Below are 21058 nucleotides of genomic sequence, written 5' to 3' on the forward strand. Positions count from 1 at the left end.
GCCTGCTGCGGCATTCGCCGGCTGCATGCCGCCGTAAACCGCACCGGTTACAGCACCACCGTAAACCGCACCGGTTACAGCACCACCGCCGCTACCCGCAGTCCGCCGCTAGCAGCTACGCCACCGCCGCTACCTGCAGTCCCGCCGATAGCAGCTAGGCCACCGCCGTTACCCGCAGTCCCGCCGCTAGCTGCCACACCACCGCCGCTAACCACTTCCCGGCTGCCGACTGCCGCACCATCGCCGCCGTTCGCCGTGACCTTGCACGGCTCCGGCAGCTTAAACGCGCGGTCGAGCATCGTCACGAACTCGGCCCTGGTCATCGCCCGATCCGGCTGAAAGCTTGACCCGACGCCTTCCACGATGCCGCGTTCCTTGAGCCGGAGCACGGCATCGCGAGCCCAGTGCCCGGCGAGATCGGCGAAGCCCGGCGGCTTGTACGCTTCGATGCCGCGCTCGATGGCGACCGCCATTTTCTCGCGCACGCCGGGGTCGGCCAAAAGCGAAGCGTCGCTTGCGTTCGACAGAAACGCCGTCTCGACGAGAATGCTCGGAATCGAACCCATCCGAACGACGTAGACGGCGCTTTTCGTCAGCCCGAGATTGGCGGTGCCCACGCTGCCGACGAAAGAGTCGAGCACGTCCTGCGCAAGCGTGCGGCTCTCCGGTGTGAGCGCCTTCATGCTGTCGCTTGCGGGGTAATCGGCTTGCGGTGCCGAATCGTCGTAATACAGCACCATCGTGCCGTTCGCGGCCGGATTTTTGTACCAGTTCGCATGCACCGACACGAACAAATCGGCACCTTGCCGATTCGTAAAATCGACGCGGTCGGCCAAAGCCACGTATGTATCATCCGTACGCGTCATGACGGCTTCATAGCCTCTGCGCACGAGCTCGTCCCGAAGGCGGTCGGCAATATCCAGGGCTACGTCTTTTTCGTTCAGGCCGTTCACGCCGTGCGCACCCGGGTCTTTGCCCCCGTGGCCGGGATCGACGACAACCTTCGTCGCCAGCGCCTGCCCCGGCATGGATGCCAGCAGCGCTCCACCTAAAACTATTGTCCTCAAAAGTCGATTCATGCTGTCGAATCCTCTCCCATCCCTCATTCTACCTAACAAGTTCGTAGCGGGTCACCCGGAAAAGTCCGCCAGCTCCATTGCCAGTACAAGGAAGGCGAGCTTATAATAAGCTTGGTTGACACCCGGGAGAGGACGGCGCATTCTACTTATGAAAAAAAACAATTGGACTCTCGTTTTATTTCTCATCCTCGGCATCGCCATAGGCACTATTGTCGGAGAACTGCTTACGCAAGTGAAGGGGCTGTCCGCCCTTACGAAATCGGTCCCCTTTTCGTGGGAGCCGAAAGCCGATTGGCAAGTGATTCAATACGATATCAAGCTTCGGGTCAAGCTAAACATCGTCAGCATTCTCGGCCTGCTTGGCGGATTCTGGCTCTATAAGAAGCTGTAACGAAGGAGTGACCTGCACTTGACCCCAAATGAAAACTTAGCCGCAACGCCTGCCCCATCGCCGAGCCAAACCTCGGACAAACTCGTTCTGCTCGCCTCCTCGTCGCCGCGGCGGCAGGAGCTGATCCGGTCGCTCGGCATCCGGTACGACATTAGGCCGAGCAACGCCGACGAAACGACGGAGCCCGGACTTGCTCCTGAACAAATCGTCGAGACGCTGTCGCGCCGCAAGGCGTCGGCCGTATACGAATCGCTCGGCAGCGATGATCGGCGCGGAGACGCTGTCATTGTCGGCTCCGATACGATCGTCGTGCTGGACGGCAATGTGCTCGGCAAGCCGCGGGACGAAGGCGACGCGCTGCGAATGCTGTCTGCTTTGCAAGGGCGGCCGCACACCGTCTATACCGGCGTGGCCTGCCTCGACGCGGCGACAGGCCGCTGCTCCGTCGCCCACAAAGCGACAACCGTGTATATGAAGCCGCTTGGCGATTCGCGCATTCGCCGCTACATCGCCACCGGAGAACCTATGGACAAAGCCGGTGATTACGACAACAAAATGTACCTGTATTAGATGCTTACTTAATTTGCTTAGTATAATCAACTCAATCATACGAGCAGGACATTATTTTCAAATTTGGAAAGTGAAAGATGACTCGAATGACAGAAAGTGAAAGGGGGATTAATTCGCATCAATTCAATTCTTTAGAATTGAAGGTTTTTGCATTAATATCTGCTGAGTGTATAATTATGGAAACCATATTTAAAATAATCGAAGGTGCTAAGATGGTAGAAGAAAACGATTACTTTGACCTGAACTTTGATATGTCTAAATACCCATCCTTTTTCCGTTCAGAAAAAGGAATGAAAGAAAGACAAATACTCTCGAAATTTTTTGGGGTTTTCCACAAATTTTATAACGATTATGCCAGTACTCAAAGATATCATCCAGTGAATTTCATTTTAAATAGACCTCATCACATGATTTTCGGTACATACAATGACACTCTATATTTTGTGTTATCTTCCAGTTTCGCCATCAAAGGAAGAACGAGCGTATTTATGATAAACGAAGGAACTTATATTGATATAGAAAAAACAGGATTTTTCGCAGCCGCTTGTGGATTTGATCTTGATGGTGAAGCAATCTCATGTGACATTCCAAGAAATTTGATCGATAATCCTGAAGAAGACGAAAATATGCAAAAAATAAAAAAAGAAGCTAAAGGCTTAATTGAGTTTGAAATTGAAAATTTCGAGAGGAAAAATAAACTCATGAGAATAAAGCCATTTTTTGGTGAAATAGAGTATAAGATTAATCCTAGAAAAGTATTTATGTTGATGCCGTTTAGTGACACTTCGTTGAATGAATTTTATGAAGATCACATTAAAACTTGTATAGAAGCATTGGATATGCACTGCTTAAGAGCTGATGATATTTTTAATAATAAATCAATTATGCAGGACATTTGGAGAAATATTAACGAAGCCAGAATCATAGTGGCTGATCTTACTCATAGGAATCCAAATGTTTTTTACGAATTAGGAATAGCTCATACGTTGGGGAAAGAAGTGATACTGATATCACAAGACGAAGGAGACATACCTTTTGATATAAGACATATAAGGACCATTTTTTACGTGAATACAACTAGGGGAGCCCAACTATTTGAAGAAAAACTATCTGCAACGATAAAGGGAATTTTGGAAGAGGGACAGATAAGTATTTAGCAATAAACAGTTGTAAAAACTAACTAGGTTTAATACCTTCGTTGGAGATGAGAATATGAGTAGAATCACACATGATCAAATTATACTGGCATCATCTTCTCCTAGAAGAAAGGAATTGTTGAGTGGACTAAAGATTCCATTCATCACTCATCCTAGCGCTGAAGATGAAGATGTTACTGAAGGTACACCTCCTCAAAAAATTGTTGAAATATTGGCTTTGAGAAAAGCAAAGTCTGTTGCTTCACATTACGAAAACGGATTAATAATTGGCTCCGACACAATAGTGGTCTTAGAAAATGATGTATTAGGTAAACCAAAAGATCATAATGATGCTTTTAACATGCTTTCAAAGTTGCAGGGACAGTTGCACACCGTGTTCACAGGTTTAGCAATAGTAAACGCGAAAAGCGGACAATCGAAAGTAAGCTATAATAGTACCGAAGTAAAAATAAAATCATTAACAAATGACCAAATTAGGCGTTACATTGCAACAGGTGAGCCAGATGATAAAGCCGGTTCATATGCAATTCAAGGCATTGGTGCAACTTTAGTCGAAAAGATAAATGGTGATTATTTCACAGTTGTAGGATTGCCAGTGGGTTTACTTAGCGATATGCTTTCTGAATTTGGTGTGAATGTGTTTTGATTCATTCCAAATAATGTAAAAATGAACCTACGAACATAAGCCGGCGCTTATGCGATTCAAGGCATCGGAGCGACGCTGATCGACCGGATCGAAGGCGATTACTTCAACGTCGTCGGGCTCCCGGTGTCGCTGCTCGCCGACATGCTGGCCGAATTCGGCATCGATGTGCTGTAGCCGGGACGGTTTTCCCTTGACGGTGCAGATCTGTAATGGTTAGACTAACAGTAGTAGCGGAAAGGGGGACACATACCGATGAACAGCGAATTCACGATTGCCGTCCACAGCTTGGTGCTGCTGGCGTACAAGAGCGATCACATGGCGACCAGCGATTACATCGCGATGAATGTAGCGACGCATCCGGCCCGCATCCGCAAGGTGATGAGCCTGCTCCGCAAGCAGGGCTACGTTCGGACGAAAGAAGGGATCGGCGGCGGCTTCACGCTCAGCTGCGATCCGGCGAAAGTCACGCTGGCGGAAATTTACCGCCTCACCTCGCTAGGCACGCTGAAGCCCTCGTGGTGCTCGGGCGATCCCGGGAAGGAATGCCCGGTTTCCGCCAACATGAAGCCGGTGATGGACAGCATCTTTTTCGAGGCGGAGCTCAACATGGAGCGTTATTTGGAAGGGCAAACGATCGCCGGCGTTCTGGAGCAGCTCCAGGCCGCAGAAAGGTTGAAGCCGCAGGCGCAAAACCAATAACAGCCGAACCGCAAGCGGCGTCCCCGTTCCCCGGGGGCGCCGCTTTTTCTTTACGCTGAAAGCCGCATGCCCGAAATCCCGGGTACCCATCTCCGCCGAACTGTGATACACTGGAAAATACTAGGAGGCACCAAACGTCGAAACAGTCGAAAGAGGGGAACAGATGACAGAAGCGCTGAATTTGCGAATTCGCGAGGTGCCGCCGGAGGAGCGGCCGCGCGAGCGGATGCTGAACTCCGGGGCCGAGTCGCTCAGCAACGCGGAGCTGCTCGCTATTTTGCTGCGCACAGGCACGGTGGCTGAGTCAGCTGTTCGGCTCGGGGAGAAGCTGCTCGCCGAAGCGGGGGGCCTGCGCGGCCTTGTCGGCATGAATGCCGAGCGGATTATGCGCATTCGCGGCATCGGGGCGGCAAAGGCGCTGCAGGTGCAGGCCGGCATCGAGCTCGGCAGGCGGATTGCCCGGTCCGCTGCGGGGGACAAGCTGACGATCCGCTCGCCGCGAGACGCTGCGGAGCTGATGATGGACGAGATGCGTTTTTTGCGCAAGGAGCATTTCGTGTGCCTTTTTCTCAATACGAAAAATCATCTTATCGCCAAGGAGACGCTGTCCATCGGATCGCTGAACGCCTCAATCGTGCATCCGCGCGAAGTGTTTCGGGCGGCGATCGAGCGCGGCTCGGCTTCCATTATTTGCTTGCATAACCATCCCAGCGGCGACCCGACGCCGAGCAGGGAGGACATCGACCTGACCGCGCGCCTGGACGAGGCGGGCCGGCTGCTCGGGATCGAAGTGCTCGACCACATCGTCATTGGCGATTCACGCTGGATCAGTTTAAAGGAACAAGGCTTATTGTGAAAAATGTGGAAATTTGTCTGCAACACGGGGGGACCGAGCTGTTTCGGTCTCCTTTGTGCGTCTATGGTAACATTGTATCGATTGGTTATTTTAGTGTACAATAAACGATATTACCGCCACTCCCGCTGTTTGGAACGCGCGGTGCTCGCCTATGCTTCGACCGATTTCGCTACGGGAAACGCGTTCGTCCCCGGACGACGTAAGACGTTTCCTTTTGCTATGTCGCGCTAGGTTCGGCCGGCGTATGACCGGCCACGCAGCTTTTTATTTTGGAAGGAGTAACATCATGTTTGGTACGAAAGATTTGGGCATAGACCTTGGAACCGCCAATACGCTCGTTTATGCGAAGGGACGGGGCATCATTTTGCGCGAACCGTCCGTCGTCGCCATCCGCACCGATACGAAGACGATCGAAGCCGTAGGAGAAGCGGCCAAAAAAATGATCGGCCGCACGCCGGGCAACATTCGCGCCATCCGCCCGATGAAGGACGGGGTAATCGCCGATTTCGAGACGACTTCGACGATGATCCGCTACTTTATGCGCCAGGCGCATAAGCGCTCATTGCTCGGCCGCCATCCGAACGTTATGGTTTGCGTCCCGTCAGGCATAACGGCGGTGGAGAAACGGGCCGTCGAGGACGCTACGAAGCAGGCCGGCGCACGGGAAGCATATACGATCGAAGAGCCGTTCGCGGCAGCGATCGGCGCCGATTTGCCGGTGTGGGAGCCGACCGGATCGATGGTCGTCGACATCGGCGGCGGCACGACCGAAGTCGCCGTCATTTCGCTCGGAGGTATCGTGACGTGCCGTTCGATTCGCATCGCCGGCGACGAGATGGACGAAGCGATCATGCAGTACATTAAACGGACTTATAACTTGGCGATCGGCGAGCGGACGGCTGAGACGCTGAAGATGGAAATCGGCTCCGCAATGCCGACGGAAAACGTCGAGACGATGGAAATTCGCGGCCGCGATTTGCTGTCCGGCCTGCCGAAGACGATCAGCGTCTCGTCCAACGAAATTAACGAGGCGCTGACCGATACGGTGTTCGCCATCGTCGACGCGGTGAAAGTAACGCTGGAGCGCTGTCCGCCGGAGCTGGCCGCCGACATTATGGACCGCGGCATCGTGCTTACGGGCGGAGGCGGCCTGCTGCGCAACTTGGACAAGCTGCTGGCGCGCGAAACCGGGATGCCAGTGCTGGTGGCCGACAATCCGCTGGATTGCGTGGCCATCGGGACGGGTCGGGCGCTGGAGAATATTCACTTGTTTCGAACGAAATCCGGACCGACCAGCCGCGCCAAGCGCTGATCCCGGCCTAGAGGTGTTGATCGTTTGCTGAAAATCATGGGGAATAAGCGGTTGTTTTTTTTGCTCCTGGGGATGATTTTGTTTATTACGTTGATGGGCTTGACGTTAGGAGGACGGACAGGGCTGACCTGGCCGGAAAAATTCGTCAAGGATACAATCTCGACGGCGCAAGGATGGTTGTACAAGCCCGCTGGCTCGATAGCGGGCTTCTTTCGGGATTTGCGGGAGCTGCAAGTCATTTACCGCGAAAACAAAGAACTGAAAAAGACGCTGATCCACTACGCCGAAGATACGCAGCACCTCAACGACCTTGAAGCCGAGAACAAAAGGCTCAAAATTGCGCTGGCGTTTACCGAACAGCAGAAGCAGTCGAACAATTACAAGTATCATATCGCCGACGTTGTGGCCGTCAGTCCTGACGCTTACAATCATACGATTACGATCAATCTCGGCGAGAAGGACGGCATCAAGCCGAACATGGCGGTCGTTACCCCGCAAGGGCTGATCGGCCGCATCCAGACGGTCACCCCGTTCCATTCCGACGTGCAGCTGCTTACTAACCTGAACGATACCGACAACAATACGAAGGCGATTTCCGTAACGGTGCGCGGCAAAGAGACGTCGTCGTTCGGCGTAATTGAAAGCTACGAGCAGGACAAGCAAAGCGGCAAAGACTATCTTGTCATGACCAAGGTCGAGCAAGCCGACCCGACGCATGCGATTGCCGTTGGCGACACGGTCATCACGTCCGGTCTCGGCCAAGTGTTCCCGCCTGGACTTATGGTCGGCAAAGTGGCGTCGATCGGCGTCGGGGAATTTAACATTACCCCGCGCGTGCTCGTCGAGCCGTTCGCTTCGTTCACTCATATTCAGGAAGTATTCGTTGTGGAAGCGCCGGTGCAGCAATGACGATAAAAAATCATTACACATGGCTGCTGTTGTTCGGCCTGCTGCTGGTGCAAGGGACGGTCATGCCGTGGGTGCTTCCCCCCGCTTGGCAGAGCTCGACGTTCGTCGTGCCGCATTTTACGCTGACGGCGGTCCTTTTCATCGGTTTGTTCACGGGACGCCATGCGGCGCTCGTCTATGGTATTATTTTCGGTTTGCTGCAGGACTTTTTATTCTACGGCACGATGCTTGGCGTCTATTCGTTCGGCTCGGGCTCACCGGGTATATGGCGGGGCTGCTGCAGCGGCGGCTTGGGGGCGGCCTTCTGCACAGCATGATGATGATCGCCCTCGGCCAATTTCTGTTCGATGCGATCAATTACGGCCTCAACCGGTTGTTTAACATTACGCATTGGACGTTCGAGGAGGCGCTCATGCTGCAGATGCTGCCAAGCCTGCTGTTCAATCTCGCCTTTGCGCTTCTGATCTATGTTCCGATGCGCAAGCTGCTGGAGCGGTCGAGAGCTGCCGTGGGTACCGAGGCGGACGAGTAAATTGCGGCTGCAAGCAGGAGAATACCGACCCGGAGCCGAATCGTATAGGTTGGGAGGTCGGAACGAACCATGACGGCTGACAAGCATCATGTTACGATAAAAGGAATCAAGGACGGTCTCGTGTTTCGTCTCGACGATTCGTGCAGCTGGGAAGAGCTGCTCGAAGAGCTGCAGCACAAGCTGGAGAAGACGCATCAGCAAATTTTGACGGGACCGATCATCCACGTTCACGTCAAGCTGGGCAAGCGCGCCGTTTCCGAGGAGGAAAAGGGGCGCATCCGGGCCATTATCGGCACGCGGGGCAACCTGCTCATTCAATCGATCGAATCCGAGACAGGCAGCGAGACGGAGGACGATCGCACCCGGCAGCCGCTCAAGCTGGTGAAAGGCATCGTTCGTTCCGGACAAGTGCTCCGCCACAACGGCCACTTGCTGTTTCTCGGCGACGTCAATCCGGGCGGAACGATCGAATGCACCGGCAGCATTTATGTGCTCGGAGCGCTGCGCGGCATGGCTCACGCCGGCTCGGAAGGCGACGAAGAGGCGGTCATCGCGGCTTCGTATTTGCGGCCGACGCAGCTGCGCATCGCGGGCATCATCAGCCGTCCCCCGGACGAATGGGGGATCGATGAAGCGTATATGGAGTTCGCTTATATTCAAGAAGGCCGAATGGAGATCGACAAGCTGCAGCATTTGGCTCGTATCAGGCCGGACAGCGCGATTGCGAAGCCTTTGACGAGCTGAAAGCTGCTTTTCACAATCGGGTAACGACATCGTGGTGAAGGAGGAGAAACGCATGGGAGAGGCAATCGTCGTAACTTCGGGCAAAGGCGGCGTCGGCAAAACGACCACGTCGGCCAATCTCGGGACCGCGCTGGCGCTGAACGGCAAAAAGGTGTGCATGGTCGATACGGACATCGGTTTGCGCAATCTGGACGTTGTGATGGGGCTGGAAAATCGCATTATTTACAATCTGGTCGATGTGGCCAAAGGCCGATGCAGCCTGCAAAAGGCGCTGATCAAGGACAAGCGCTTCGACCATCTGTTCTTGCTGCCGGCAGCGCAGACGGAAGATAAAGACTCGATTTCGCCGGAGAACGTGCAATCAATCGTGCTGGAGCTGAAGAAAGAGTTCGATTTCGTGATCATCGACTGTCCGGCCGGCATCGAGCAAGGATTCCGCAACGCTGTCGCCGGCGCTGACCGGGCTATCGTCGTCACGACGCCGGAGCAGGCCGCCGTGCGCGATGCGACCGCATTATCGGGCTGCTGGAGAAAGCCGGCCTCGGCTCGCCGAAGCTGATCATTAACCGGATTCGTCCGGACATGATGAAAAAAGGCGACATGCTGGACATCGACGAAATTTGCCAGGTGCTGGCGATCGACCTGCTCGGCATCGTGCCGGACGACGAGTACGTGATCAAGGCCGCCAACTCCGGCGAACCGACGGTGATGAACGCGGGCTCGCGGGCGTCGCTCGCCTTCCGCAATATCGCCAGACGCATACTGGGCGATACGGTTCCGCTCATGCCGCTTGAAGAAAAGGCCGGCGTGCTGCACAAAATGAAAAAATTTCTGGGGATTGGCTAATGGCAATCTGGTCCAAACTGAAACGGATGGATCCTGCAATACTCGTCATCCTTTTCATCTTTATGGTGCTCAGCACGGCCCTCGTGCACAGCGCTACGGTCGATGACCCGAAAATCAAGATCAGCATTATGAAAAGCATCATCCTCTACGGAGTCGGCATTGTCGCCTTCGTCGTCACTAGCTTGTTCGATTTTAAATGGCTGCTGAAAATATCGCCCTATTTGTACGGCGCGGGGCTGGCGATGCTGGCCGGACTATTTTTCGTCCCCCCGAAAAACGGAGCCCGCGGCTGGTATCAGCTGCCCGCAGGCCTCGATTTCCAGCCGGCGGAGCTGATGAAGCTGATCCTCATTCTCGTCGTAGCCGCGATGATCGCACGCCGCGCCGGCGAGCAGCTGGAGCTGAAGCGCGACGTCTTGCCAACCGGAGTAATCGTGTTCGTGCCGTTTGCGATGGTGCTCGTTCAGCCGGACCTCGGCAACGCCATCATTTTCCTCGTCATCTTGCTCGGCATGTTCTGGATCGGCAACATTAAATATACGCACGTGCTTGTCGGTTCGACAGCCGTTGTCGGGGGCGCCGCGCTGTTTCTTTACGTCTATTCCCATTTCCACGACCCGATCTATCATTATTTGTACGTGCACCACGTCGAGCATTGGGCAGACCGCATCGATACGTTCCTCGATCCGAGCTCTGTCGACAAGGACAAGAAATATCAGCTGGAAAACGCCATTACCGCCATCGGCTCGGGCGGTTTGCTCGGCGAAGGGTTCATGAAGGGCAATTCGATTCACAGCTCGCGCATCCCTTACGCTTATTCGGATTCGATCTTCGTCGTCGTCGGCGAGGAATTCGGCTTCGTCGGGGCGGCGATTTTGCTGCTTCTGTATTTTTGGCTCATTTACCGGATGATCCTGATCGCGATCCAGTCCACCACGGTGAACGGCTCGTTCATCATCGTCGGCGTCATCTCCATGTTCGTGTTTCAAATTTTCGAGAACGTCGGCATGCTGATCGGCCTCATGCCGCTGACCGGCATTACGTTGCCGTTCATTAGCTACGGCGGCACGTCGCTGCTCATCAACATGCTGTCGATCGGTCTCGTCATGAGCGTTAAATTGCATCAGGAGAAAGAGCTGACGTTCTGACTTTGGTGCAGTACATAGGTTCGGCGTATGGCCGAAACCTCCGGCTTCCACTGTGACAGTGGCTGGCTGGAGGTTTTTCTTCGTTTAGCGCTCTATGGGGGGTGCCCTTCGGAGGGGGGGATCGCTCCAATTGCTCCAAAAGCAACTGCAGCGGGCATTTTCCGCAAAATGGTTGCTGCAAGTGCTGCAAAAGCAATTAGGGGAAGGTGCGGAGGCACTCTTCTGCATAATTGCGCCTGTATTTGCTTTACGAGCAACTGTGGAGTTCTTTTCAGCAGAACGTTTTCCGTAATTGCTCAATATGCAATTACGGAAGCGCCGGAACCTCCGGGTCGTTGGATTGCCGCTCTAATTGCTCCTTCGCAATTGCATCGGCCCCATTCGAGAGGCGGTTTGCCAATAGCATTACAAGGGGGATTGGCGAGCGAGTGGGTCTACTGCTCCGTCTGTCGTCTACCAAGCGCCGATCTGCTGTTAACCCGATGCAGCGCCCACACAGGAATTTTGAGTCATGGTCGACTGTCGTTTCCAAATGTCCTCCTGATATCCCGCCAAGCCTCCCGATAGCGGATGCCTCTGCCGCCTCTAGCTGTACTATCCGCCGGCGCCACTTCATAAGATGAAAGAAGACAAGCTACCATTAGTTGAGGTGTGCGCGGATGGAGACGAAGCACAATGTTAAGCAGCGCCGGGCCGAGCGGCTGAAGCGGCTGCAGGCCGAGCGGGGCGTTGAATATGAAGCGGAGCGGGTGCGGGGCGAGAACGGTCCGTATCCAAGCGCGCCCGAACAACCGCGGCAAGCACTGCCGTCGGCCGAGCTGCCTTCGCAGAGCGGCAACTGGAGCGATCCCGAATATGCTTGGAAGCACCGGTTTGAACGATCGCCCGGATATGCTGCCGCGCCTTCGGACGAGCAGCTGCACGGCCAAAAGCCGCCGACTGCGCGCCGGCTAGTCTTGCGCCTGATTGTCAGTGCGGCGCTGTTCGGCGCAGTGTGGACGATGTTTCGGCTGCCGCAATCTTGGGCGCAAACGGGGCGGCAGCTCGTGACCGCAGCGCTTACCGAGCCGATGAACATGGAGCGGCTTGCCGTATGGTACGAATCGAAGTTCCGGGGGGCCCCGTCCGTATTGCCGAGCTTTCACCGCAGCGGCGACGACAGCGTGAAAGCAAGCTCGGGCGGGAAGCGGACGTATTTCGCGCCGGCCAAAGGCGTCGTCGCGTCGCCGTTTGCCGGAGGCAAGCAAGGGGTGCTGCTGCAGACGAAGGCTGATGCGCCGGTATATGCGATGGATACGGGACTCGTCACGTACGCGGGCAAGAGGGAGGGGACCGGCTTTACGGTCGTCATCCGCCATCCGAACGGCGTGCAGACGGTGTACGGTGAAGTGGAGGATTGCAAGCTGGAGGTGAACGATTGGATCAAGGGAGGGGAGGCGATCGGCAAGGCGGGCCGTGACGGCGACGGCGGCAAGCTCTATTTTGCGGTCCAGAAAGACGGCCGATACGTCAATCCTGCGGATGTGGTCGCCATTGTACCGTAAACTGCAAGCCATATCCCCGTCTGCGCTGGCGCAGCGGCTGATCGGCGCGCCGATCCGGCTGCATCCGCTGTTCGTCGTGCTGCTCGTGCTCTCGGTCGTCACGGGTTATTTTCTGGAAACGGCCACCTTGTTCGTCATCGTGTTTATCCACGAGCTCGGCCATGCGGCCGCGGCGCGCGGGTTGGGCTGGCGCATCCGCCATATCCGGTTGCTGCCGTTCGGAGGCGTCGCCGAAGTGGAAGAGCACGGCAACGTGCCCGCCCGCGAGGAGCTGCTCGTTGCGCTGGCCGGACCGCTTCAGCACGTCTGGATGATCGCGTTTGCCTGGCTCATGAAACAGCTCGGCGTGGCGGATCCGGTATGGTGGGAATATTTTATAAAGGCCAATATGGCGATCGGCCTGTTTAATCTGCTGCCGATTATGCCGCTCGACGGCGGGCGCGTGCTGCAGTGTCTCGTTTGCTACGGGACGCCGTATCGGCGCGCCATGTCGATATGCACCTACGCGGGCCTTGCGTTGAGCGCGCTACTTGTTGCACTGGCCGCGCTGCGCATCGCGGCGGGCGATTTGCAGCTCAATTTGCTGCTGGTCGGGCTGTTTTTGCTAAGCTCGAACTGGATGCTGCTGCGCAACGCACCGTATCAGTTTTTGCGCTTCCTGATGAGCCGCGATGCGGCGGCGGCGCGGTTTATCGGCCGCGGCACGCTGGCACAGCCGATCGTTGTCAGCCGCCAGCGGCGGCTGGCGGACATCGTCAAGCTGCTTATGCGCGATAAATACCATCTCATTTATGTTCTCGGAGAGGGGGGCACGATTCAGGCGGTCATGCCGGAGCAGCGCATCGTAGAGCGGTATTTGCGCGAACGGCCGCCAGGCAGTGCCGTCTCGGAGCTTTTCGTGCTAAAATAACTCCGAGGTGGTTTAGGATGAAGCGAATCGTGCTGCAGAGCGGCGCGGATATGACGCGAGTGGCGCTCCTGGAGGACGAGCTCGTCATGGAATTCGACATGGATCGGCCGCTGGAGCGGCAGCAGGCGGGCAGCGTCTATTTGGGACGCGTCGTCAACGTGCTTCCGGGCATGCAGGCGGCCTTTGTAGATATCGGTCTCGAAAAGAACGCCTTTCTTTATATTGACGATTTGCTGCCGGCTCATTTGGAGAAGCAGCCTGCCGTCAAGCCGAGCATTACCGAGCTGGTGAAGCCCGGGCAGACGCTTATCGTTCAGGTGGATAAAGAACCGTCCGGGACAAAAGGGGCGCGCGTTACGACGCACTACTCGCTTCCCGGCCGCTGGCTCGTTTATATGCCGCAAGCAAGCTATGTTGCGGTGTCGCGAAAAATCGAGCCGGATAACGAGAAGCGCAGGCTGAAAACGCTGGGCGAGCAAATGCGCCAAGGCGACGAAGGCATTATACTCCGCACCGTCTCGGCGGGGCAGTCCGTCGAAGCGCTGCTGGGCGATCTCTCGCTGCTGCGCGAGAAGTGGCAGGCGGTGCTGGCGGCGGCGCAAACCGCCAAGGCGCCGAGCCTGCTGTACCGCGACGCCGACCTATTGCAGCGCACGTTTCGCGACCTGATTCGGCAAGACGTCGACGACATCGTCGTCGATTCCGCCGCCGCGGCGGACAAACTGCGCGAGCTGCTGCTGCCGCATGCCGCCGAATCGGTGCCGCTCATCCGCGTCCACGACGGCGCGGCGCCGATTTTCGAAGCGTACGGCGTGAACGAGCAGCTGGAAAAAGCGTTTCGCCGCAAAGTATGGCTGCCGAGCGGCGGCTATCTGATCGTCGACCAGACGGAGGCGCTCACTGTCGTTGACGTCAATACGGGAAAATATACGGGTACGGTAGCGCTCGAAGAAACGGTGCTTCACATCAATCTGGAAGCCGCCGATGCGATCGCCCGGCTGCTGCGGCTGCGCAATATCGGGGGCATCGTGATCGTCGATTTTATCGATATGGCGGAAGATGCGAACCGCAGCGCGGTGCTGGCGCGCATGACCGAAGCCGTCAACCGCGACCGGATCAAGACGAACGTCGTCGGCTGGACGAAGCTCGGCCTGCTCGAGCTGACCCGCCGCAAATCGCGCGACAATTGGAGCGAGCTGTTCATACAGACGTGTTCGCACTGCCAAGGCAAAGGCCGGATGATGCCGGAGCTCGACGAAACGGAACCCCGTCCCGCCGCTGCCCAAGCCGTTAAGCTGGAGAAGTGACGGCGAGCAACGTGCAGGGCGCTGCATAGCCAGCTTAATGCCCAAAAATGAGAATTGCTTTGGACAATCGGATGTGTTACAATCTTGTAGGCATGAAAGCAAGCTGCTTCGTCATGCTGCAACCGCACGAAGCGGGTTCGCAAGCACGGCAAGCGTCCGGTTTCCCCGGCCCGCGCCGTCACCTGGCAGATAGGCGAGTCTGAGACATGAGGAGGTGCGACACACTATGTACGCAATTATTGAAACTGGCGGCAAGCAATATAAAGTTGCTGAAGGCGACGTTATTTACGTCGAGAAGCTCAATGCTTCCGAAGGCGAGCAAGTAACGTTCGACAAGGTTTTGGCTGTTTCCAAGGAAAGCGGTCTGGTTGTAGGTTCTCCGCTCGTATCCGGCGCTTCGGTTACCGGTACGGTCGAGAAGCACGGCAAAGAGGCGAAGATCATCGTCTTCAAATACAAGCCGAAGAAAAACTACCGCCGCAAGCAAGGCCATCGTCAACCTTACACGAAAGTCGTCATCGGCAAAATCCAAGGTTAAGAGGCTCTCTATGATCCGCGTCACGATAGGGCGTAGACCCTCTGATGGCACCATCAGCTTTTTTCGCATCGAAGGGCACGCGTTTTACGACGAACCGGGCAAAGATCTTGTTTGCGCCGCGGTGTCGGCGATTTCCGTCGGAACCGTGAACGCCGTCGAACAAGTGGCCGGGGCCATGCTCCCTTGCGAAATGGAAGATGGGCTGATCGATGCCAGCGTACCGCTGGAGTTAGACGGGCGGCAGGCCGAGCGCGTGCAGCTCCTCCTCGAAGCGATGGTCGTCATGCTAAATACGATCGAAACGTCGTACGGCGAATATATTCAAATTGATACAGAAGGAGGTTAACCGACCATGTTGCAATTGAACCTTCAGCTGTTCGCGTCCAAGAAGGGCGTAGGCTCGACGAAAAACGGCCGCGACAGCATCTCGAAGCGTCTCGGCGTGAAGCGCGCCGACGGCCAGCAAGTTACGGCCGGCAGCATCCTCGTCCGCCAGCGCGGCACGAAGATTCACCCGGGGACGAACGTAGGCATCGGTTCCGACGACACGCTGTTTGCGAAAGTCGAGGGCGTTGTCAAGTTTGAGCGTTGGGGCCGCGATCGCAAAAAAGTAAGCGTGTATCCGGCGGAAGCTGCTCCGGTTGCCGCTACAGCAGAAGTGTAAACGAACTCCAGTCCCTGGCGATGAATTTTCGTCGCCGGGGACTTTTTGCGTTACAGAATCGGAACGAGGAATCTTCCTGTCATTATCGCGGAGAATGCTCCGAACAGGAGCTTTGGTTAGTGGGAACGGAGCGTGGTTATGGAAAGCATCGTATGGTCCATTGTGGGGGCGACCGTTATGGCGGCGATCGGCTATGCCGCGGGAAGGCGCGCGCGGCCCGGCGGCGGGGCGGAAGCTGCCGTGCCGCCGGCGGCTCAGCCGCGCCCGAATCGCCGCAGCTCGACGCGCGCCTCGCCCAGCAGCGGGACGCCTATTTGCAAGAATTGCTGCAAACGGTCAGCCATATGCGTCATGACTGGATGAACGACGTGCAAGTGCTGTCCGGCTATATCCAGCTGAAAAAATACGACTATTTACCGCCCTACATGGAAAAAATACGGCTTAAACTGCAAAACGAAAGCAGCTTGGCGAAGCTCGGGGTGCCAACGCTTGTGGCGTTTTTGCTCACGTTCCGCACCGAATGCCGCTCCTTCGAGCTGGAACTCGAGTTCCCGCAGGAAGTCAACCTGGCGCAGCTTCCCGTCGATACGGAGGCTGTGGAGCTGGCGGTGCGTCTAACGCTCGGAGCGTTTCGCCGCCATGCGCTGGAGCATACGGGCGAGCCGAACGCGTTGTCGCTCGAATTCGCCGGCGAGGACGACGGGCTGCTGCTGGATTTCGCTTACAATGGCGAATACGACAAAGCGCCGCTGCAAAGCGAGCTGGAACATCAGCTGCCTGCAGCCGCGCCCGGAATCGAGATCGAGCTTGCGAGTTGGGGGAAGGCCTCGTCTCGCTCGCTGTCCGCTTGCCGTATCGGGAGCCGGTTTCGAACAATGAATGAGGTGCCGACATGTTTGTAGATAAAGCCAAAATATTCGTTAAAGGCGGCGACGGCGGCGACGGCCTCGTCTCGTACCGCCGTGAGGCGCACGTGCCGCTCGGCGGGCCTGCCGGCGGCGACGGGGGCAAAGGCGGCGACGTCATTTTCCGCGTTGACGAAGGACTTCGGACGCTGATGGATTTCCGTTACCAGAAGCATTTCAAAGCGCCGCGCGGGGAGAAGGGTAAAACCAAAAACATGCACGGCGCGAACGCCGAAGATATGGTCGTGCGGGTACCCCCGGGCACCGTCGTCATTGACGACGACACGCAGGAAGTGCTCGCCGATTTGACCGTGAACGGTCAGGAAGTCGTCATCGCCAAAGGCGGGCGCGGCGGGCGCGGCAATTCGCGCTTTGCCTCTCCCGCCAATCCTGCCCCGGAAATCGCCGAGAAGGGCGAGGAAGGCGAGGAGCGCTGGGTCGTGCTGGAGCTGAAAGTGATGGCCGACGTCGGCTTGGTCGGCTTCCCTAGCGTCGGCAAATCGACGCTGCTGTCGGTCGTATCTGCGGCCCGGCCGAAAATTGCCTCCTACCACTTCACGACGCTGACGCCGAATCTCGGCGTCGTCGACGTAGAGGAAGGCCGCAGCTTCGTGATGGCCGATTTACCGGGATTGATCGAGGGAGCGCACCTCGCCGTCGGGCTCGGCCACGAGTTTTGCGGCATATCGAGCGCACCCGAATTATCGTGCACGTCGTCGACATGTCGGGCTCGGAAGGCCGGGACCCGTACGAAGACTACATAAAAATCAACGACGAGCTGAGGCAATACAATTACCGGCTGGAAGAACGGCCGCAAATTATTGCCGCTAACAAAATGGACGTGCCGGAGGCGCAGGAGCATTTGCGCTCGTTCCGTGAGCGGCTTGCCGCTGACGGCGGCGAAGACCGCCCCATTTTCCGATATCGGCGGCTACGCGGCAAGGGGTAAGGGAGCTGCTGCTGGCGGTGGCCGATGCATTGGATGCGATTCCGGCGGCGCCGCCTGTGGAAGAGCTGCCGCAGCTGGCCGAGCGGAAAATTTACCGGCTGGAGAAAGAAGACGACGAGTTCACGGTGCGCCGCGAGAACGATGCGTTCGTCGTCGAGGGCGCAGCCGTCGAGCGGCTGGCGAAGCGCACCGATTTCACGCGGTACGACAGCGCCGTCCGGTTCGCCAACATTTTGCGCAAAATGGGCGTCGACGAAGAGCTGCGCAGGCGCGGCGCGGTCGACGGGTCGACGATCCGCATCGGCGAGCTGGAGTTCGAGTTTACGGAGAAAGCATAGCAGACGTGGCGCGGGCTACTACTTTAGGCAAAAAGGCCGCGATTTCCGAACGAGCGGGGAATCGCAGCCTTTTTCGCATAGACGGGGGAAATTTGTCCAATCGCGGGCGGCCGGCGGGTCATAACGGAACAGCGTTCCGCTATTCGCCGAAATCGTTGTGATTCCGGCAACTTAGCGGAATACTGTTCCGCTATCGAGGTCCGGAACTCGCCGCAACCTCTTTTTGCACGACTATCGGGGGCAAATAGCGGAAGGCTGTTCCGTTAACTTTGGGAAATAGCGGGAAATACCGCGCATAGCGGAACGGTGTTCCGCTATGCGGGTGTGCGGCGGGGGAGACTCACCCTCAAGCCTTCCCTGGCGGCAGCGGATCGAGCAGCGGCGTAAACCGTACGACCGGCCCGCCGTCGTCGCGGCCGGCTACAGCCATCCATGGATGGCTGGCGTCGCCGTACGTCAAATAGTGCTCGAGCAGGCGCCTGAAAATGAACGGCAGCGGCCGGTCCAGCACCGCATCGCGGCTAATCCAGTGCAGCTCCCCCTCGTCGGTATGGATCGAAGGCTCCGCGTCCGTCCGCCCGACATAGATGAATTGCTGCCGGATCTCCTCGCCGTTCAGCCTGATCAGGATGTACTGCAAGCGAAGCCCGTGCAGCTGTTCGTCAGAGATGCCTGTCTCCTCCCGAATTTCCCGAACGACAGTCGCATAAGGCTCGCTCAGCTCGTACGGTTCCATATGTCCGCCGACGGCGCCCCACAGACCCGGCGACAACGTCCGCTGCGGCGAACGCTTCATCATCAGCAGCTCGTCCCGCGCGTTGAACAGCAGTGCAGCGGCGATCATGCGTGTGCGAATCATAGCTTACGTCCTCTCCGGATTCATATTCCCAGTATCCCATAAAACCGCCGGCGATGCGAACCGTTGCTGCCGGCGCAGACGGAAGTATTTTGCCTATTGCCGTGGCTCCGGTTTCCTGTTAGAATGTCCCCTATGGGAGTACAACAGTCTCCCCAAGGAGGACGATGCACTCGTTATGGCCGCTCAGGACAAATTTTATTTGGTTCGCGAGGACATTCTTCCGGAGGGCGTGCTAAAGGCGGCGCAAGCGAAAGAGCTGCTGGCGCGGGGAGAAGCGAGGACGATCCACGACGCTGTCGAGCATGTGGGGCTTAGCCGCAGCGCTTATTACAAGTACAAGGACGGCATTTTTCCGTACAGCAAGCTGGAGCGGGAGCGGCTCGTCACGATCTCGATGGATTTGGAGCATCGCTCGGGCATTTTGTCGAAAGTGCTGGCGCTTATCGCCGGGCAAGAGGGCAACGTGCTGACGATTCACCAGACGATTCCGCTGCAAGGAATGGCCAACGTCGTCATTTCCGTCGATACGTCGCACATGAGCGAGAGCGTTGCCGAGCTGCTGGCGATGCTGCTCCGGCAAGACGGCGTCAAGCGCGCCGTTATGATTGGACAAGGCGGATAAATGTTACAGCGGCAGCCGCTGCGCAGTGGAAAACGAGAATAGGGGCCGGAGAGTTTACGCGCTAAAAGTTTTGGGCAGCAAAACTCGCTTCGGAGGCCTTGCCTTTGAAATCGCGTTTCTGCCGCAAGCGGGGGAACAGGTAACGAAATTTCAAGAGCGGCCGGAGCGCCCCTGGACCGTCCGCAGCGAAGCCCGCGGTTGCCTGACACGCTAGATTACAGGAGGGAGACACCATATGATCAAAGTAGGATTGTTAGGTCTCGGCACGGTCGGGACAGGCGTAGTGCGGATTGTGGAGGGCCACCAGGAAGATTTGCTGAGGCAGACCGGCTCCCCGATCTCGATAGAGCGAATCCTTGTGCAGGACCGCGCCAAAATGCGCACCGTCAGCGTCGATCCGACCAAGCTGACCGAGCACGCGTACGATATTATCGACGACCCCGGCATCAACGTCGTGATCGAAGTGATGGGCGGCATCGAGCCGGCCAAAACGTACATTCTCGCCGCGCTCGAGAAAGGCAAGCATATCGTCACGGCGAATAAAGATTTGATGGCGATGCACGGCGCGGAAATTCTCGCCAAGGCGGCGGAAAAAGGCTGCGACGTGTTTTACGAGGCGAGCGTTGCCGGCGGCATTCCGATCATCCGCACGCTGGTGGAAGGGTTCTCGTCCGACCGCATCACGAAAATTATGGGCATCGTCAACGGCACGACGAATTACATTTTGACGAAAATGAGCCAGGAGGGCGCGGCGTACGGAGAAGTGCTCAAAGAAGCGCAAGCGCTCGGCTACGCCGAAGCGGACCCGACGTCCGACGTGGAAGGGCTCGACGCCGCCCGCAAAATGACGATCCTCGCCACGCTCGGCTTCCACGCCCAAGTGTCGCTGCAGGACGTCGAAGTAAAAGGCATAAGCCAAATCACGAAAGAAGACATCCTGTACGGCAGCCGCCTCGGCTACACCGTCAAGCTGCTCGGCATCGCCGAGCGCCAGGACGACCATATCAGCGTCAGCGTACAGCCGACGATGGTGAAGCACTCGCATCCGCTCGCCTCGGTGAACGGCGTGTTCAACGCCGTCTACGTGTACGGCGAAGCGGTCGGCGAGACGATGTTTTACGGGCCGGGAGCCGGCGAGCTGCCGACGGCGACGTCGGTCGTGGCCGATCTGGTGGCCGTCGTGCGCAACTTGAAGCTCGGCGTCAACGGCCGCGAGACGTTCGTGCCTTACAAGGAAAAGAAGCTGAAAAGCGACGAGCAGATCGCTTCGAAAAACTTTATTCTTCTGCATGTGGAGGACAAGGCGGGTGTTCTGGCGCAAATTACGCAAATTTTCGCCCAGTACGAAGTGAGCCTCGAATCGGTGCTGCAGCATCCGAATCCGAACAATCCGAAGGCGGAAATCATCATCATTACGCACGACGCCAACCGGGCGAGCATGAAAAAGGTGCTGAAGCAGTTCGAGTCGATGGACGTCATTCATGCGATCAAAAGCGTTTACCGCGTCGAAGGCTGAGACTAACGGCCGGAGGC

General features: G+C 56.9%; 24 protein-coding genes, 3 pseudogenes and 1 other annotated feature. Of the genes and pseudogenes, 25 read left to right on the forward strand and 2 right to left on the reverse strand.

Going from position 1 to position 21058, the window contains the following annotated elements:
- Positions 1-74 precede the first annotated feature (74 nt).
- On the reverse strand, positions 75-1079 hold the full coding sequence (locus SD70_RS09280; protein WP_197080969.1) for an N-acetylmuramoyl-L-alanine amidase: 1005 nt from the start codon (positions 1077-1079) through the stop codon (positions 75-77).
- A gap of 148 nt (positions 1080-1227) precedes the next feature.
- Here SD70_RS09280 and SD70_RS09285 point away from each other — a divergent pair, with 148 nt between their 5' ends.
- From SD70_RS09285 to obgE, 23 genes and pseudogenes are all read left to right on the forward strand, one after another.
- Positions 1228-1470 (forward strand): DUF4321 domain-containing protein, encoded by a 243-nt coding sequence (locus tag SD70_RS09285; RefSeq protein WP_041047309.1) that lies wholly within the window; start codon positions 1228-1230, stop codon positions 1468-1470.
- An 18-nt stretch (positions 1471-1488) separates the two neighbouring features.
- Positions 1489-2040 (forward strand): Maf family protein, encoded by a 552-nt coding sequence (locus SD70_RS09290; protein ID WP_052487210.1) that lies wholly within the window; start codon positions 1489-1491, stop codon positions 2038-2040.
- A gap of 77 nt (positions 2041-2117) precedes the next feature.
- The gene (locus SD70_RS36815; protein WP_197080970.1) at positions 2118-3197 is read left to right on the forward strand and encodes a hypothetical protein; all 1080 of its coding nucleotides are present in this window, start codon (positions 2118-2120) and stop codon (positions 3195-3197) included.
- A 55-nt stretch (positions 3198-3252) separates the two neighbouring features.
- Positions 3253-3843 carry a Maf family protein gene (locus tag SD70_RS09300; RefSeq protein WP_041047310.1) on the forward strand — a complete coding sequence of 197 codons (591 nt, stop codon included), beginning with the start codon at positions 3253-3255 and terminating at the stop codon, positions 3841-3843.
- Positions 3844-3882: 39 nt separating this feature from the next.
- Positions 3883-4017: pseudogene (locus tag SD70_RS34680) on the forward strand (Maf family protein); the annotation flags it as partial.
- A gap of 78 nt (positions 4018-4095) precedes the next feature.
- A complete protein-coding gene (locus SD70_RS09305; RefSeq protein WP_041047311.1) occupies positions 4096-4542 on the forward strand; it encodes an Rrf2 family transcriptional regulator in 447 nt (148 codons plus the stop codon).
- Positions 4543-4705: 163 nt separating this feature from the next.
- Entirely contained in the window at positions 4706-5398 is a 693-nt protein-coding gene (radC, locus tag SD70_RS09310) for a RadC family protein (protein WP_041047312.1), read from the forward strand.
- Positions 5399-5684: 286 nt separating this feature from the next.
- Positions 5685-6710, forward strand: coding sequence for a rod shape-determining protein (locus tag SD70_RS09315; RefSeq protein ID WP_041047313.1), 1026 nt, complete (start codon positions 5685-5687; stop codon positions 6708-6710).
- A gap of 24 nt (positions 6711-6734) precedes the next feature.
- Entirely contained in the window at positions 6735-7619 is an 885-nt protein-coding gene (gene mreC / locus SD70_RS09320) for a rod shape-determining protein MreC (RefSeq protein WP_331436756.1), read from the forward strand.
- Positions 7616-7936 (forward strand): rod shape-determining protein MreD, encoded by a 321-nt coding sequence (mreD, locus tag SD70_RS37830; protein WP_231571134.1) that lies wholly within the window; start codon positions 7616-7618, stop codon positions 7934-7936. The genes mreC and mreD overlap by 4 nt, the downstream gene beginning before the upstream one ends.
- Positions 7933-8151: a hypothetical protein gene (locus SD70_RS37835; protein ID WP_231571135.1), complete on the forward strand. Its 219-nt coding sequence runs from the start codon at positions 7933-7935 to the stop codon at positions 8149-8151. Before mreD ends, SD70_RS37835 begins: the two co-directional genes overlap by 4 nt.
- A gap of 69 nt (positions 8152-8220) precedes the next feature.
- Positions 8221-8895: a septum site-determining protein MinC gene (gene minC / locus SD70_RS09330; protein WP_041047314.1), complete on the forward strand. Its 675-nt coding sequence runs from the start codon at positions 8221-8223 to the stop codon at positions 8893-8895.
- A gap of 52 nt (positions 8896-8947) precedes the next feature.
- Positions 8948-9741: pseudogene (minD, locus tag SD70_RS09335) on the forward strand (septum site-determining protein MinD).
- Positions 9741-10889 carry an FtsW/RodA/SpoVE family cell cycle protein gene (locus SD70_RS09340; protein WP_331436757.1) on the forward strand — a complete coding sequence of 383 codons (1149 nt, stop codon included), beginning with the start codon at positions 9741-9743 and terminating at the stop codon, positions 10887-10889. Before minD ends, SD70_RS09340 begins: the two are co-directional and overlap by 1 nt.
- Positions 10890-11019: 130 nt before the next feature.
- Positions 11020-11181 (forward strand): hypothetical protein, encoded by a 162-nt coding sequence (locus tag SD70_RS09345; RefSeq protein WP_156157946.1) that lies wholly within the window; start codon positions 11020-11022, stop codon positions 11179-11181.
- A 367-nt stretch (positions 11182-11548) separates the two neighbouring features.
- Positions 11549-12433: a M23 family metallopeptidase gene (locus SD70_RS09350; protein WP_052487211.1), complete on the forward strand. Its 885-nt coding sequence runs from the start codon at positions 11549-11551 to the stop codon at positions 12431-12433.
- Entirely contained in the window at positions 12423-13343 is a 921-nt protein-coding gene (locus tag SD70_RS09355; RefSeq protein WP_231571136.1) for a M50 family metallopeptidase, read from the forward strand. The genes SD70_RS09350 and SD70_RS09355 overlap by 11 nt, the downstream gene beginning before the upstream one ends.
- A 17-nt stretch (positions 13344-13360) precedes the next feature.
- Positions 13361-14650 carry an Rne/Rng family ribonuclease gene (locus SD70_RS09360; protein ID WP_052487213.1) on the forward strand — a complete coding sequence of 430 codons (1290 nt, stop codon included), beginning with the start codon at positions 13361-13363 and terminating at the stop codon, positions 14648-14650.
- A gap of 110 nt (positions 14651-14760) precedes the next feature.
- Positions 14761-14861 (forward strand) — a sequence feature (ribosomal protein L21 leader region).
- Between the two features lie 15 nt (positions 14862-14876).
- Positions 14877-15188, forward strand: coding sequence for a 50S ribosomal protein L21 (gene rplU, locus SD70_RS09365; RefSeq protein WP_041047317.1), 312 nt, complete (start codon positions 14877-14879; stop codon positions 15186-15188).
- A gap of 10 nt (positions 15189-15198) precedes the next feature.
- Positions 15199-15534: a ribosomal-processing cysteine protease Prp gene (locus tag SD70_RS09370; protein WP_041047318.1), complete on the forward strand. Its 336-nt coding sequence runs from the start codon at positions 15199-15201 to the stop codon at positions 15532-15534.
- Positions 15535-15540: 6 nt separating this feature from the next.
- Positions 15541-15852, forward strand: coding sequence for a 50S ribosomal protein L27 (rpmA, locus tag SD70_RS09375; RefSeq protein ID WP_041047320.1), 312 nt, complete (start codon positions 15541-15543; stop codon positions 15850-15852).
- A gap of 119 nt (positions 15853-15971) precedes the next feature.
- A complete protein-coding gene (locus tag SD70_RS33070) occupies positions 15972-16754 on the forward strand; it encodes a Spo0B domain-containing protein (protein ID WP_156157947.1) in 783 nt (260 codons plus the stop codon).
- Positions 16745-18044 (forward strand): annotated as a pseudogene (obgE, locus tag SD70_RS09385) (GTPase ObgE). The gene SD70_RS33070 and the pseudogene obgE overlap by 10 nt, the downstream one beginning before the upstream one ends.
- Before the next feature lie 346 nt (positions 18045-18390).
- On the opposite strand, the gene SD70_RS09390 reads toward obgE, so the two are convergent.
- The gene (locus SD70_RS09390) at positions 18391-18903 is read right to left on the reverse strand and encodes an NUDIX domain-containing protein (RefSeq protein WP_041047321.1); all 513 of its coding nucleotides are present in this window, start codon (positions 18901-18903) and stop codon (positions 18391-18393) included.
- 175 nt (positions 18904-19078) lie between these two features.
- Between SD70_RS09390 and SD70_RS09395 the strand changes: the two genes are divergently transcribed.
- The gene (locus SD70_RS09395) at positions 19079-19525 is read left to right on the forward strand and encodes an ACT domain-containing protein (RefSeq protein ID WP_041047322.1); all 447 of its coding nucleotides are present in this window, start codon (positions 19079-19081) and stop codon (positions 19523-19525) included.
- Positions 19526-19760: 235 nt separating this feature from the next.
- Positions 19761-21041, forward strand: coding sequence for a homoserine dehydrogenase (locus SD70_RS09400; RefSeq protein WP_041047323.1), 1281 nt, complete (start codon positions 19761-19763; stop codon positions 21039-21041).
- Positions 21042-21058 lie beyond the last annotated feature (17 nt).

Origin of the sequence: Gordoniibacillus kamchatkensis (assembly GCF_000829455.1) — a bacterium.
Lineage (GTDB): Bacteria > Bacillota > Bacilli > Paenibacillales > NBRC-103111 > Gordoniibacillus > Gordoniibacillus kamchatkensis.